We start from the raw sequence: 13,478 nt of genomic DNA on the forward strand, positions 1-13,478 counted from the left end.
TGTCATAAAATGATTGAAACACATGGGGTTGACCCCCTGACAAGAGGTGAAGACAATGCAATTAAAAATATTCATGGCAACTGTTAACGCAAAACACGATACAGTTAGATTTTATATTGAAAAAAACTTGTTAACACCTGATAAAGTTGCTGGTAAATATGTTTTTACTTCACAGGATGTTGCTAATTATGAAGAAATCATGCAATTGAAAAAACTAGGATTTTCAATTGAAACAATTAGGAAAATTAAGCAGCAGCATATTTTAAATTGTTCGACCACAGAACAATGGCAGCAGAATTTAGCCTTAGTCGAAAACAACATAAATCTTGCCGAACAAGAACTAAAAAGAATCGAACAACAAAAAGAAGCATTGATCAAGGTTTCCAAACAACTGGAATCCTTGCTTGCTAGACAGCATTAATTTTTTAAGCAAATATACAAAAACCGGAAAGTGAAACTACATTGAATAAAATTTTGAAAGACCAATTTATAATTGACGAATTATCCGGCAGCCAAAAAAAGGTCATCGCTGGTATGAACGCTTATATCAACAAGAATATGAAAAGGGACCAGCATGTCGTTGCCATTATTCAAGGTGCCGCTGGTACGGGTAAATCAGTTGTTTTGATGAATTTGGTGAGAAAATATATGACTGATAAGCGTTATCAAACAGCTTTAGTTGTCAATCATCCCGAACTATTCAAGGCGTATCAAGATCTTGCTCGAGATATTCCTGGTATGAACGAAAAAAATATTTTGCGTCCGACAGCGCTCATCAATCGTGCACAGAAAAATAATTGGAAATATGACGTGATATTTGTTGATGAAGCGCATTTGCTATATTCAAAATCAGAGCCTTATGCGCATTACCGGGGTCAAAATCAGCTGACAGACTTAATGTCCTTGGCGAAAATCGTTGTTGTCGTTTACGATTTCGCACAAGTTTTTCAATCTAAAATGTACTGGTCAAAAAAATTATTGCTCGAAACAATCGGCAACCATCCTTATGAAAGATTCGATATGAACTTTCAGTATCGAATGGTTGCAAGCAACGAACAAGTAAAGTGGATGGATAACCTGACTGCCGAAAAAGCGCTGGCATCTTTTCCTCGCAATAGCAATTTTGATTTTAAAGTATTTTCGACTGCTGCTGCCTTGTATGAACAAATCAAAGAAAAAAATCATAAAGTTGGTTTGAGCCGCATCGTAGCAACATCGGGTTTTCCACGTATTAATGGCCGCCATAATGTTGAAATGGATACTTTTTCATTGCCTTGGGACGAGTGGGACCCACAGCGTACACATTGGGCTAAACGTGAATCCTCGATCTCGCAGGTAGGGACTATTTACACGCTGCAAGGATTTGATTTGAATTACGTTGGCATGATTATCGGACCATCATTTGGCTATGACAAAAGCACTGACAGTATGACGATCATTCCTGAAAAATATTCGCATAAAGAAATATTCAAAAAACGTCAGGATATTAAATTTTCAACTGCAGAATACAAAGATTTCATTGCAAACGTTTTGAACGTGCTCATTAAGCGAGGCAAGTATGGCATGTATTTGACTGCTTATGACGATCAGTTAAGAGAACGTTTAGTCGAGCTTTATCATAATGGGCAATAAATAGCTGGCTGCCAGCTCTTGTCGCATTTTTTATCAGTTTATTTAAAAAAATTTTTTAATTGGCAGCATTTCTTTGTTATTTTTTTATAAAAGTACTAAAATAGTTGATGTACCAAAAGATAGTGATTACTCACTATTTTATCAAAATACAGAGAGAGGCAGTGGATTATGTTTACAGCAATGTTTTGGATTCTAGTTATTTGGTTTCTCGTTAACGCAATTTGGATGTGGTTTGCTCTGGATAATCAAAATTTACAAAAAATATTCGCTTGGGTCAATGTTGTCGCTGTTGTTGCTGGTTTTTGGACCTACTACGGTGCCAGTAAAGTAAGCGGTTTGAGTGGCTGGTTCATGGCTTTGAATTGGTTGAACGTCGTCTTAGCTTGCTTGCAGTTTTATTTCGCATACCGTAGTGCAAATAAAACAGCCTAATCAGTGTAAAATATCATTGATTCAAAAAAATGAGCAATTTCTTTTTTGGAAATCGCTCATTTTTTATTTTTAGAAAGGATTAACAAATATGATCAACGAAAAGCCTGAAAAATTAACGTTTAAGCAACAATCTGTCGTCACAGCTGCTTTAAAATTATTTACTGTGAAAGGATACGCTAATACTAGTACAAAAGAGATTGCCTTAACCGCAAAAGTCTCAGAAGGCAGCATTTTCAGGCATTTTCATAGTAAGGAGGGGTTGTTGCTAGAAATTATCAATCCATTGTTAAATTCCATTTTTCCAGCAGAATTATATGAATTTTCGCAGATGACACTCGTTCCTGATTACAAGGATCTTAAAACATTTATTTCTCGCTTTATTAACGAGCGACTCGATTATTTTCAAACTAATCTAGAAACTTTTCGAATACTGCTGGGTGAACTAATCTACGCTAATAACATGCGGGACAAAATTCTACAATCCATTCCTCAAGATGTGATATCAGCAATGACAAAACAGTTTCACGATCTTCAAAACAAACATTTATTAGTTGAATGGCCGGATTATGATATTTTTCGCTTTATTTTTTCAACCATGATCGGCTATCTAGCTCAACATTTTATTTTATTTCCTGAGATTCATTGGAATGAAACAGCCGAGAAAGAACGATTAGTTGACTTTATTACGCAAGGACTGACACCTGTTAAATAAAAGTGATACCAGGTATGATGCTGAGTAATTATCAAAATAATAATTCTAGTTTACATAATATATATTATTCAAAGTTATGGATTAAGTCTAAAATTTCAGCCAAACACCAATTGCGACAGCAACTGTTTGAGCCAAGGAAATGATCAATAAATTTTTAACCGCTAAAATAAAATCCTCTTTTTTTACTTGTTTTTGATTAAACTTCAAAATGTTCTTCCAAATGATCGGCGTGACTAAAAAAGCCAGTAAGGCTGCCTTTGGCAGCAACCCTAAAGTGATTGATAAAAGATACGCAGCAGCACCAATGACATAAAATAGATCGAACAAGACCAATGAACGGCGTTTTCCTAAATAATGAACGATCGTCTGACGCTTTAAAGAAATATCTTCTTTTTCATCACAAATATTATTAGCTAATAGCAAAGCTGCAATTGAAAAAGAGAGCAAGCCTGCTGGTAAAAAAGCCTGTAAAGCAATCATCCAGGTCATTTTTTCAGGAAAAATATTTAAGTAAACATTGATCAAAAATATCATGTAGCCCATCGTAAAGCCTGAGAAAAATTCACCAAAAGGTGTTGCGGAAATTGGTCTTGGACCGGCTGCATAAAAGTAACCGACTGCAAAACAAAAAACACCTAAAGGCAATAACAAGAGACTAGTTTGCAAGACCAGCCAAAGACCCAGCAGCATACTCGTCAACATCAGTAAGCAGATCAGGTAAAAAATTTTTTTCATATTTAAATGATGGACGCCGATCACATTTGTTTTTAATCGAAAATGTTCAGCTTCATTTGCCATTGCCCTCTTGTAATCTTGATAGTTATCATTGGCATCAACTGCCATATTAAATAACAGCATGGCAACAAAAAAGACGGCCGAATTGATTAAATTCACTTGTTGAAAATGATAAAAGCTATACAACAGGCCTAGCAGGAAAGGAAAAATGCTTGCTGTTTTAGCTTTTAATTCTACTAATTCTGAAAAAATTTTGAAATTCATTTTGTACCAGCTTAATTATTTATGTAAGATATTATTTAGTGAATGCGGATTTTAACTTAATCGGGAAAAGAGAAAAATGACGAAACTTTGGAAGGGTTCTTATTTTGTCCAAAAAGACATTGACCAAATCAAAGATATTTTATCACAGCAGCATATTGAGCTAGAACCCTATAAAGAGAAAACGGATCAGTTGATCCAACAAAATGGCAAAATGATCCGAGCGGAGATCACGGTCCTTTTTGGCCGCAATAGTTTAAAAAAACAAGCGAATCAAACTGTTGGTATTGAGAAGCTTCATAAGGCTGCAGCAGCGATCGAACTTTTGCATCTGGCTACCCTGGTTCACGATGATGTTGTAGACAATGCTAGCAAACGCCGCGGATTAACAACGCTGCAACATTTTTTCGGCAATAAAAATACAGTCTATTTAGGCGATCAGCTTTTCACGAAATATTTTCAAATGGTTACCGATGTTGCACCATCAAAGGCTTTCATTGCTTACCATGCTGCTATGATGGAAAAAATTCTTGCTGGTGAATTAATGCAAGATACGCTTAAATTCCAAACTGAGGTCACTTTGCCTCAGTATTATGAAGCGATCAAAGGCAAAACGGCCGCCCTTTTTAGCCTCGCAGCTGTCACTGGTATCTGGGTTGAAAATAGTGATGAAAATTTTGAGGAGAAAAATCCAAATTTTCAGGCCGCTTTTAATTTCGGTTATCATCTGGGAATGGCCTTTCAAATGATCGATGATCTGCAGGATATTAATCCAAATTCAAAAACAGATAAACCGAAATTCGAAGATATCAAAGATGGTATTTACACCTTGCCGATTATCTTAGCCTTGGAAAATAATCATCTTTTTAAAGAGATGATCAGTACACAGGATATCAAGTCCGAGACAATTTATAAATATTTTATCAGCCATCCGGAGCTCTTACAAAGAAGCCAAACTATTGCTAAGAACTTTTTAGATCAAGCACAGGCAGATCTTAGAAAATTCGCTGATGACTCAGAAATGACCGAATTAAACAAACTGATCGATAAAATTCAAAGCCTTTTAGATTCGGCCAATGTCTAAATCATATAGTCGGCGAAAACGCGGGTCATGGTCATAAAGCCATTGCGGTGTTCCCGACATGGAAGCTTTGCCTTTCTCTAAAAAGATAATTCTATCAACCTGTTCAAGTCCAGCTAAATGATGTGTGATCCAAAACATCGTTTTGTCTTTTTGTGTTTTGAAAATTGTTTGCATCAGCTGACTTTCGGTCAAAGGATCCAGACCCACCGTTGGCTCATCTAGTAGCAAAATTGGTGCGTCTTTTAATAAAATACGTGCCAAAGCTAAACGCTGTCTTTGGCCGCCAGATAATAATGAACCATTTTCTTCAACGATCGTATCGACGCCTTTTGACAATTTTGAAACAAATTCTTGCAAACCAACCTGTGCCAAAACACGTTTCACATCATCATTACTTGCCCTTTCATTGCCAAGACGAACATTATTAAGAATTGTCGTGTTAAAAATAAAAGCAGACTGATTTAAGTAGCTAAACCAAGATGAACGCTGATTTTGTCTTTCGGAGATCGGTTGGCCATCAAAGCTGATCGTCCCCTGTTTCGCTGATAAATCACCGATCAAAAGTTGCAGCAGGGTCGTCTTTCCTTCTCCGCTGGGACCAAGAATGGCAATTTTTTCTTTTTTATGGACTCTTAATGAAAAATCAACCAGCAGAGCTTGTTCTTTAGGACCATAGTTGAATGAAACGTGATCGAATGCGATTTGTTCGGGTAAAGCAACTTCTTGTTTTTGACTTGTTGCCACTGTTTTTATACTAGTACTCTGACTCAAATCATTTAGTCTCTTCAAAGATACTGAATAAAGCGGTAATTCCAGCGCTGCCTGCGTAACTGGCAGAAAGCAATCCATTAGCGGGAAGAAAGCTAAAACAACTGAGGCGGCATAATTTGCCATCATTTTGCTAGCAGTTAAGTTCGTTCCACTCCAACAAAGCAGAACAGTTGCAATCAGGCCAAATAGGAGCTGAATCAGCAAATTTCGATTTAATTCAAGTTGACGATTTTTATCTTTTATCTTCGCCGCTTGACTATCAAACTGACTATTGTAATCAGTGAAATCTTGTTCTCTATGAGCGATCTTCCAATCTCGTAAACCAAAAAAAGCTTCAGTTGAATGTTCATACTGCTTTTGTGTTAAGTTTTTTTGCCTGCTATAGCGAGAATAAGCCGCCGGTAAAGCCAGAATCGGAATCAAGAAAATAATCGTCGATAAAAGCAGGAATAGTGCAACTGCTAAATAAAGATTACTGATGCCCACAAAAATCATAAGCAAAAAGAACACGAGATAAGCAACAATGATCGGAAAAATAGTCCGCAGATAAAAGTTTTCCAGGTGATCTAAGTCGTCGGCTAATAAGTCCAATAAGTCGCCAGTCCGAAAATGCCGAGACAAAAACGATCCATCTCTCTCCAATGTTTTGTAAAGTTTGCCGCGTAATGCTGAAGTTGTTTTTAAAACCCAATTGTGGCTCTTGAGACGCTCAATATATTTGAAAACTGGTCGGCCAATGCCAAAAGCACGTGTCAAAACAACCGGGACATAAACTAAAAAAAGATTGTAAGGATGCCTAGCACAACTGCTTATCAAGTATCCAGAAACGAACATTAAAGCTGAACCGCAAAAAAAAGTTAAAAAACCTAAAAAGAAAATCAGAAACAGACTAGCTCGATTTTTTTTTAAAAAAGGCATAAACCATTGATCATGCTTCAGGAAACGATAAGCGTTTTTAATCATTTTTAGATTCATGTAATTGCCTTTCACTTGCCATTTTAGCCAACAACTTTGAAAACTCGCCATCGGCATTTTTCAAATCAGTCAGGCTTCCCTGTTCAACAAGCCGGCCATCCTTCAAAACAAGGATCCAATCCATTTGCTCAAGCCAATGAAGTCTATGAGTCGCAAAAATAACTAAATGGTCTTTCATCAAAGGCTGTATAGTCTGTTTTAAAGCATATTCGCTTTCAATATCCAAGTGAGCCGTAGGTTCGTCAAACAGCAAAATTTTTCGCTTTTGATCCAGCAAAGTTCTGGCAAGTGCAATGCGTTGCATTTGACCACCGCTAATGCCTCTTTGAGCTTCACCGATCCTTGTATTCAAACCATCAGGCAATTGATCCAAAAAATTTGTCAAGCCGACTCTTTCAGAAATTTTTTTGATCTCTGCCAGAGAACTTTCTGGTCGATAAAAAGCAATATTTTCAGCGATCGACGCTGAAAATATGTAAGGATCCTGCGGGATATAACCGATCTGACGCTGCCAAGCATGTGCATTTAAGCCATTAATTCTCTGACCATTCAATATAAAGGATGGATTTTCAGATGAATCAGCTTGCAAAAAACCAGCCAATAAATTTAGTAAAGTTGTCTTCCCTGAACCAGAACTACCGATAATTCCGATCTTTGAAAAGGCAGTCAGCTTGAAATTGACGTTCGTTAAAGCTTTATTTGCAGCGTTTTCATAAGTAAAATTTAAATTTTTAATGGTCAAACTAGTATGATCCGACCAAATAAAATCGTTCATTTCAGCTACAACAGGGGCTGGTTTGGCCAATAGCACAAAGATCCGGTGCAAGGCATTTTTACCGTTTAAATTCGCGTGATAATCCTCACCAAATTGTCTAAGAGGCAGGAAATAATCCGGCGAAATAATCAAAACTGAAAGTGCAGCGGTTAAGGCAACCTTACCGTTAATTAGCGCAATTCCAAGCATGACTGCCTCGATCGCGATCGACAAAGTTGTAAAAAAATCCAAAGCAAAAGAAGATGTGAAAGCAACGCGTAAAACACGCATGGTTTTTCTTCGATAATTTTCACTGACAGAAACAACACTTCGACCATATCGCTGACTAACACCCAGCATTTTCAAAGTTTCCAAGCCTCTGATCGAGTCAACAAAATGATTATTTAATAATTCAAAACCCGTATACTGCTGGTCTGATTTTTTTTGAGCGGCAATTCCTAATATGGCCATGAAAAAAATAATTAATGGAAAGACCAGAAACAAGATCAGTCCACTGAACCAGTTTTCATAAATAACATAAATCAAAATTATCCAAGGAATGACAAACATATCAGAGCTGCGGCTCAAGATATTTTGTAAGTAGGTTTTGACTTGATCGATACCTTCATAATCAAGTGTGAGCAAGCTACCGCTTCCTTTTTCATTCAGCAGATCAGGGCCCTGCTCATATAATTTTTGATCGATCATTTTCTTTAGTGTGCTAGTTTGCGTTGAAGAAAAACGGTTGGTGACTTGATCACGAAAATAGTTGATCAATTGTCGAGATGTAAAGGCAAACAAAAAAAACAGCACAGATAAAAACCATGCTGAACTATTTCTTTGCAGCCAAATTTTGACCAAGGCATCAGTCAAAAAAACAGTTTGAATAATACTCAAAATTCCAGAAATGAGTGAAACAAATATGAGTTGCAAAAAAACCTGACGAACTCCCTGCAATTTAAAAATTTGTTTGTCTATCATCCAAAAACCTGAAATCTAGTTATTTTACTTAATATCAACGAATTTTTTCCTTTGAATCCAGTAACTCCAAGCCGAGTAGATCAGAACTATCGGCAGCAATACAGCCAAAACGCCAGTCATGATCTCAAGCGTCAAAGATGATGCGGATGCCGTGCTGATCAAAAGATCGTGTTTGCCATTATTTGAAACCATGACGCGGGGGAAAATACCATTAAAAATAAAGGCAATAACAAGAATCAAACTCAAACCGCTGGCTGAAAATGCGTAAGCATTGTGACCATAATGAATCGCAAGATGACCTAAAAGTGTAGCCAAAACGAGTAATATCACAATGAATAAACTTGTCATTAAATGTTTTGTGAAAAAGTCAGTCTGAAAAATAGCTAGCAAGGCGAAAATAACCAAAACAGGATAAACCAGCCAATAAAGTTTATCAGCCATGTTGATCGCTCGATTATGCAGACTGTTTTTGGTCTTCAAACTAATGAAATGCAAACCATGGATCAGTGATAAATAGGCTACTGCCAGTCCACCAACCACTGAAAGCCAATTAACGACGACGAAAAATCCAGCCCAAACATTACCTTGTGCATCCATTGGTACACCTTGCATCATGCTCGTCAGCAGCATACCCAAAAGAAAAGGCGCTGAGACGGAACCAATGAAATTAGTCCATAACCATAAAGAACGTTGAAAAGCATTTTGCGCATGAGCTGTAAATTCAAAAGAAACACCGCGGAAAATCAAAGCGATCAAGGTTAAGAAGAGCAGAATATAATAACCAGAAAATAAACTTGCGTACCAAAGCGGAAACGACGCGAACATGGCGCCACCAGCCGTGATCAGCCAAACTTCATTGCCGTCCCAGTGCGGTGCGATCGATCTAAGAATCGTTTGTCGTTCAGAATCATTATTAGCTAAAAGACGCGTTGCCATGCCAGCACCAAAATCAAAGCCTTCAAAGAAGAGAAAACCAGCAAATAGAACGGCAATCACAACGAACCAAAGAATCTGTAAGATAGTCATTTGTTAAATACCTCCTGATCCAGGGGATCGACCGCTGAATCATCGTCGTATATTTCTGTTTTCTCTAAATGATCAGGGCCATCTTTTAAGGTCTTTCTTGCATAATAGAACATAAAAGCACCTAAAGCAGCAAATAATAAGAAGTACACGATATTTGTAAACAATAGGCCACCTACCGTTGATGTCGGTGAAACTGCATCTGCAATCGTTTGCAAGCCGTAAACGACCCATGGATAACGGCCCAATTCAGTGATCAGCCAGCCGCAACTATTGACAATGAATGGCAAAAAGGTCGTCAATGCCAATACCCAAAGCAGCCATTTTTTTTCGAGTAACGTGTTTTTCTTTTTGCGACTGAAGAATAAGCCTAGTACACAGACTAAAGCAATCAATGAACCACCGCCAGCCATAATACGGAAACTCCAAAAAAGTGTTTTAACTGGTACATAATAATTCATATTTTTACCAAATTTCTTATCGTATTTAGCATGTAATTCTTTATTAACTTTAGTCATTCCAGTCACAGAACCGGAAAGCTTATGATAAGAAAGCAGTGACAATAGATAAGGAACTTCGATCGACTGATCCACTTTCTCATTTTTTGTATCAATCAAAGCAACAGCCTGCCAAGACGCTGGACTAGTAGTGTTTTTATAAATACCTTCGGTAGCAGCAAACTTCATTGGCTGGTCTTTAATAATATAACGTGTTTGCAAATCACCGGCTGCAATCGTAGCTACAGCGAATATTAGACCGACGATCAGGCCTAAACGCAAAGATTTTAAATGAAATTCATGATTTTGTTTCCAAATCAAGCCAAAAGCGGACATGCCTGCAACGACCATTGCAGCTGTGGTAAAGGCACCAAAAATAACATGCGGAAATTGATACCAAAGCTGTTCATTGCTGATGACCGACCAAAAATCAGTCAATTTCACATGACCGGTCTTTGTATTGATCATAAAACCGGTCGGGTGCTGCATAAAACTATTGGCTGCTAAGATCCACAGCGCAGATAGAGCTGATCCCAACCAAGTTAGCCACATAAAAATGGCATGAACGGCTGGCTTAAAACGATCCCAAGTAAACATCCAAACACCGAGCATCGTTGACTCCAAAAAGAATGCCAGCAAAGCTTCAATTGCGAGTGGCGCGCCAAAGATATCACCCATGAAACGCGAATAATTAGACCAATTCATACCAAACTGAAATTCTTGAATGATACCAGTAACAACACCTACTGCAAAGCTTAAGAGAAAAATTTTGCTCCAAAACTTAGTCATTTTTAAATAAACTGGATTTTTCGTCTTCACATAAATCGTCTCCATGATCGCAACCATGAGGCCAAAGCCAATTGATAAAGGCACATAAAGAAAATGAAAGAGTGTCGTCATTGCGAATTGAAAACGAGAAAGTGAAATAACGTTCATTGCTAATGTAATCATAATTTACGCCCTATCTTCCCTCTTAACTCAATTTACTTGCTGCTAAGCATCGTTGTAAAATTCGACAGTTCCAAAACGGAACGATCATTGACGATCCGTTTTAATGGTGCTGCCAAATGTCCCTTGACTTTCCAGTGGCCCATCATTGATAATTCAGCAACGCCATTACTAGGGCCTAAAGAGCAAACCGTTCCCAAGCTCTTATAGCTAAAAGACTTCGTAGCTTGTCCCTTTAATTTAGCAATAATATTTTCAGCAGCTGCATCGGCTTGCGCGATAGAAATTTGTCCAGTAGTCGGATAAGGACGGCCGCTAGGACCAGGAACAGCTGAAACATCACCAATCACAAATTCATTGGGATCGTCTGGTGATGATAAATCAGTATTTACAAGCAAACGATTCCTTTTTTGGTCATACCCAGACTCAGCCATGACGTGACTGCCTTTAACACCGACAGTCCATATAATCGTATTAGCTTCATAAACCTTATCGTCACTAATCACACTATTTTTTGTCAACTCTGTGATTTTGGTCGCGGTGTAAAGCTCAACACCATGAGATTTTAAATAATTAACTGCATATTCAGCCAAATGGTCATCCAACATCGGCAGTACTTTAGAGCCTGCTTCGATGCAGTAAATTTTGATCTTATCTTTTGGCAAATCGAAACGCTTGATTAATTCCGGAAGCCGATGAACTAATTCGCCTAAATATTCAATTGAAGTAAAACCAGCCCCGCACACAATAATATGCAGATCATTTTCATCTTGGCTGCTGGCATATCTGGCTAAAGTATCTTCTAAATGTTTCTTGGCTATCAGCGCTGATTTGACATCTACGATCGCCAAGCCGAATTCTTCTGCCCCTTTGATACCGAATGTTTCTGACTCAAATCCTAAGGCGTTGACCAAAAAGTCATAAGAAACTGCCTCACTATTTTTAAGTACCACTTTTTTATGGCTGCGATCAATCTTTGTGACTTCGTCCTGAATGAATTTGATTTTCGGACTAATAATATCACGGATCTTAAAAGTAATATCATTTGGATTTTTCGTGCCCACTGCCACTTCATGGAGCTGGGTAGATTCATAATGATAGTCATTTTTATTGATCAAAATGATTTCAGCTTCTGCTTTTAAATTGACCAGTTCTTTTGCAGCTCTTAAGCCGGCATATCCAGCGCCTAATACGACAATTCGTTTCATCGAATAATTCTCCATAACCTTACATTCCCTATCACTTTTCAATGTTATCACAATGCAATTCTTATATATCGCTTCTAAAAAAAATTATTTAACCGCTTTCAAACATAACAATACATTTTTTAATATAATAAAATGTTTATAAAATTGAGTAACTATTCAAAGATCTCTTATAAAAAATTGATCCAGTTGTAACTGATCGTTTGACACTTAAACAGTCAAAAATGTTACAATTATTTCATATCATTGTGATATCAAAAAGATATAAATGATGGTGGAGTTTAATGATGAGTGAAAAAAAATCAGGCAATATTGCTTTGAGAATTGATCCAGAATTACATGAAAAAATTACCCGTTTAGCTGCTGCTGACAATCGGAGCGTTAATTCTTACATTACGAAAATTCTCGAAAATGATGTCAAAGAAAATTCATTTGAAGATCGCCAATTTGTTGGCACGATGATACCCGGCAAAAAAATCAACGATAAAAATGGTCTCGTTGATGTTTCGGGTATTTACTATCGCTATCTAATTGAAGAAAATCAAAAAGTTGATAAAACAGCAAATTACGTCATTCTTGGTGCCACTGGCAATGTCTTAACACTAAGAAAATTAGAGATGGCCAATTAGGAGAGAAATATGTTATTTTTTAAAATAGTTCCGCAAAACAATAAAGGACTAGTTGAAACGCTAGGCAAATACCGTAAAAGTGTCGATCCAGGAATCCACTTTTATACCCCTTTTATTCAAGGGATCAAACGAGTTAATTTGGCAATGAATCCTTTAAAATTACCAAATTATTCTGTTATCACGAAAGATAACGCCGATGTCTCGGCCAGTGTCACTTTAAATTATCACGTGACTGATGCAGTGAAATACGAATATGAAAATACCGATTCAGTCGAGTCGATGGCTCAACTGGTTCGTGGGCATTTGCGTGATATTATTGGTCGTCTGGACTTAAATGAAGCATTGGGTGCGACGGCACGAATTAATCAAGAATTGGCTACGGCAATTGGTGATTTGACGAACACATACGGTATCAATGTCGATCGAATCAATATTGATGAGTTGACACCATCTCGTGCCATTCAAGAAGCTATGGACAAACAGTTGACAGCTGATCGTGAACGTGTGGCCACGATCGCCCAAGCCGAAGGCGAAGCTATGTCGATCCAATTAACAACTAAAGCAAAAAATGATGCGATCATGGCAACAGCTAAAGCTGAGGCCGATGCTACAAAGACACGTGCAGATGCCGAAAAATATCGAATCGATACAGTCCAAAATGGTCTCAAAGAGGCTGACGATAAATATTTCCAAAATCAGAGTATCAATGCCTTTTCCGACCTAGCTAAATCGGATACAAACACAATTGTCGTATCAAATGACCAAATCGGAACATTCGGGCAATTACCAGTAGTTGGCAAATTATTAGCAAAAGGTGCTAAAACAACAAAATAAAACAA

13 protein-coding genes are annotated in these 13,478 nt (G+C 37.5%); 7 read left to right on the plus strand and 6 right to left on the minus strand.

Features of this window, described 5'->3' with window-relative positions; genetic code table 11:
* Window positions 1–55: 55 nt before the first annotated feature.
* From DLJ48_RS07955 to DLJ48_RS07970, 4 genes are all read left to right on the plus strand, one after another.
* Window positions 56–421 (plus strand): MerR family transcriptional regulator, encoded by a 366-nt coding sequence (locus DLJ48_RS07955; protein WP_128686934.1) that lies wholly within the window; start codon window positions 56–58, stop codon window positions 419–421.
* 41 nt (window positions 422–462) lie between these two features.
* Window positions 463–1,632 carry a DUF2075 domain-containing protein gene (locus DLJ48_RS07960; RefSeq protein WP_128686935.1) on the plus strand — a complete coding sequence of 390 codons (1,170 nt, stop codon included), beginning with the start codon at window positions 463–465 and terminating at the stop codon, window positions 1,630–1,632.
* Window positions 1,633–1,800: 168 nt separating this feature from the next.
* Window positions 1,801–2,064: a hypothetical protein gene (locus DLJ48_RS07965; protein WP_128686936.1), complete on the plus strand. Its 264-nt coding sequence runs from the start codon at window positions 1,801–1,803 to the stop codon at window positions 2,062–2,064.
* An 88-nt stretch (window positions 2,065–2,152) separates the two neighbouring features.
* Window positions 2,153–2,776 (plus strand): TetR/AcrR family transcriptional regulator, encoded by a 624-nt coding sequence (locus tag DLJ48_RS07970; protein WP_128686937.1) that lies wholly within the window; start codon window positions 2,153–2,155, stop codon window positions 2,774–2,776.
* Window positions 2,777–2,863: 87 nt separating this feature from the next.
* Here DLJ48_RS07970 and DLJ48_RS07975 read toward each other — a convergent pair whose 3' ends face one another.
* A complete protein-coding gene (locus DLJ48_RS07975) occupies window positions 2,864–3,775 on the minus strand; it encodes a 1,4-dihydroxy-2-naphthoate polyprenyltransferase (protein ID WP_128686938.1) in 912 nt (303 codons plus the stop codon).
* A gap of 76 nt (window positions 3,776–3,851) precedes the next feature.
* On the opposite strand from DLJ48_RS07975, the gene DLJ48_RS07980 reads away from it, so the two are divergent.
* Window positions 3,852–4,856, plus strand: coding sequence for a polyprenyl synthetase family protein (locus DLJ48_RS07980; RefSeq protein WP_128686939.1), 1,005 nt, complete (start codon window positions 3,852–3,854; stop codon window positions 4,854–4,856).
* On the opposite strand, the gene cydC is transcribed toward DLJ48_RS07980, so the two are convergent.
* The 5 genes from cydC to DLJ48_RS08005 are packed head-to-tail and all read right to left on the minus strand — an operon-like array spanning window position 4,836 to window position 12,013.
* Complete coding sequence (cydC, locus tag DLJ48_RS07985) at window positions 4,836–6,602, minus strand: thiol reductant ABC exporter subunit CydC (RefSeq protein WP_161566129.1); 1,767 nt, start codon at window positions 6,600–6,602, stop codon at window positions 4,836–4,838. The genes DLJ48_RS07980 and cydC overlap by 21 nt on opposite strands.
* Complete coding sequence (gene cydD, locus DLJ48_RS07990; RefSeq protein ID WP_128686941.1) at window positions 6,583–8,337, minus strand: thiol reductant ABC exporter subunit CydD; 1,755 nt, start codon at window positions 8,335–8,337, stop codon at window positions 6,583–6,585. The genes cydC and cydD overlap by 20 nt, the downstream gene beginning before the upstream one ends.
* A gap of 24 nt (window positions 8,338–8,361) precedes the next feature.
* Window positions 8,362–9,363 (minus strand): cytochrome d ubiquinol oxidase subunit II, encoded by a 1,002-nt coding sequence (gene cydB / locus DLJ48_RS07995; RefSeq protein WP_128686942.1) that lies wholly within the window; start codon window positions 9,361–9,363, stop codon window positions 8,362–8,364.
* Entirely contained in the window at window positions 9,360–10,808 is a 1,449-nt protein-coding gene (locus DLJ48_RS08000; RefSeq protein WP_128686943.1) for a cytochrome ubiquinol oxidase subunit I, read from the minus strand. The genes cydB and DLJ48_RS08000 overlap by 4 nt, the downstream gene beginning before the upstream one ends.
* A 32-nt stretch (window positions 10,809–10,840) precedes the next feature.
* Entirely contained in the window at window positions 10,841–12,013 is a 1,173-nt protein-coding gene (locus DLJ48_RS08005; protein WP_128686944.1) for an NAD(P)/FAD-dependent oxidoreductase, read from the minus strand.
* Between the two features lie 281 nt (window positions 12,014–12,294).
* Here DLJ48_RS08005 and DLJ48_RS08010 point away from each other — a divergent pair, with 281 nt between their 5' ends.
* Together DLJ48_RS08010 and DLJ48_RS08015 are read left to right on the plus strand one after the other, a co-directional pair.
* Window positions 12,295–12,639, plus strand: a complete 345-nt coding sequence (locus DLJ48_RS08010) for a type II toxin-antitoxin system antitoxin (RefSeq protein WP_128686945.1) — start codon at window positions 12,295–12,297, stop codon at window positions 12,637–12,639.
* A 9-nt stretch (window positions 12,640–12,648) separates the two neighbouring features.
* Window positions 12,649–13,473: an SPFH domain-containing protein gene (locus tag DLJ48_RS08015; RefSeq protein ID WP_128686946.1), complete on the plus strand. Its 825-nt coding sequence runs from the start codon at window positions 12,649–12,651 to the stop codon at window positions 13,471–13,473.
* The last annotated feature ends 5 nt before the right edge of the window (window positions 13,474–13,478 follow it).

The sequence above is a fragment of the Oenococcus sicerae genome (assembly GCF_004102045.2).
Classification (GTDB): domain Bacteria; phylum Bacillota; class Bacilli; order Lactobacillales; family Lactobacillaceae; genus Oenococcus; species Oenococcus sicerae.

Bases quoted from the DNA above. Each gene is read 5' to 3' on its own strand.
- cydD (WP_128686941.1), bottom strand. From the start codon at position 8,337: ATGATAGACAAACAAATTTTTAAATTGCAGGGAGTTCGTCAGGTTTTT.
- DLJ48_RS08005 (WP_128686944.1), bottom strand. From the start codon at position 12,013: ATGAAACGAATTGTCGTATTAGGCGCTGGATATGCCGGCTTAAGAGCT.
- DLJ48_RS07965 (WP_128686936.1), top strand. From the start codon at position 1,801: ATGTTTACAGCAATGTTTTGGATTCTAGTTATTTGGTTTCTCGTTAAC.
- DLJ48_RS08000 (WP_128686943.1), bottom strand. From the start codon at position 10,808: ATGATTACATTAGCAATGAACGTTATTTCACTTTCTCGTTTTCAATTC.
- cydB (WP_128686942.1), bottom strand. From the start codon at position 9,363: ATGACTATCTTACAGATTCTTTGGTTCGTTGTGATTGCCGTTCTATTT.
- DLJ48_RS07955 (WP_128686934.1), top strand. From the start codon at position 56: ATGCAATTAAAAATATTCATGGCAACTGTTAACGCAAAACACGATACA.
- cydC (WP_161566129.1), bottom strand. From the start codon at position 6,602: ATGAATCTAAAAATGATTAAAAACGCTTATCGTTTCCTGAAGCATGAT.
- DLJ48_RS07980 (WP_128686939.1), top strand. From the start codon at position 3,852: ATGACGAAACTTTGGAAGGGTTCTTATTTTGTCCAAAAAGACATTGAC.
- DLJ48_RS08015 (WP_128686946.1), top strand. From the start codon at position 12,649: ATGTTATTTTTTAAAATAGTTCCGCAAAACAATAAAGGACTAGTTGAA.
- DLJ48_RS07975 (WP_128686938.1), bottom strand. From the start codon at position 3,775: ATGAATTTCAAAATTTTTTCAGAATTAGTAGAATTAAAAGCTAAAACA.
- DLJ48_RS07970 (WP_128686937.1), top strand. From the start codon at position 2,153: ATGATCAACGAAAAGCCTGAAAAATTAACGTTTAAGCAACAATCTGTC.
- DLJ48_RS08010 (WP_128686945.1), top strand. From the start codon at position 12,295: ATGATGAGTGAAAAAAAATCAGGCAATATTGCTTTGAGAATTGATCCA.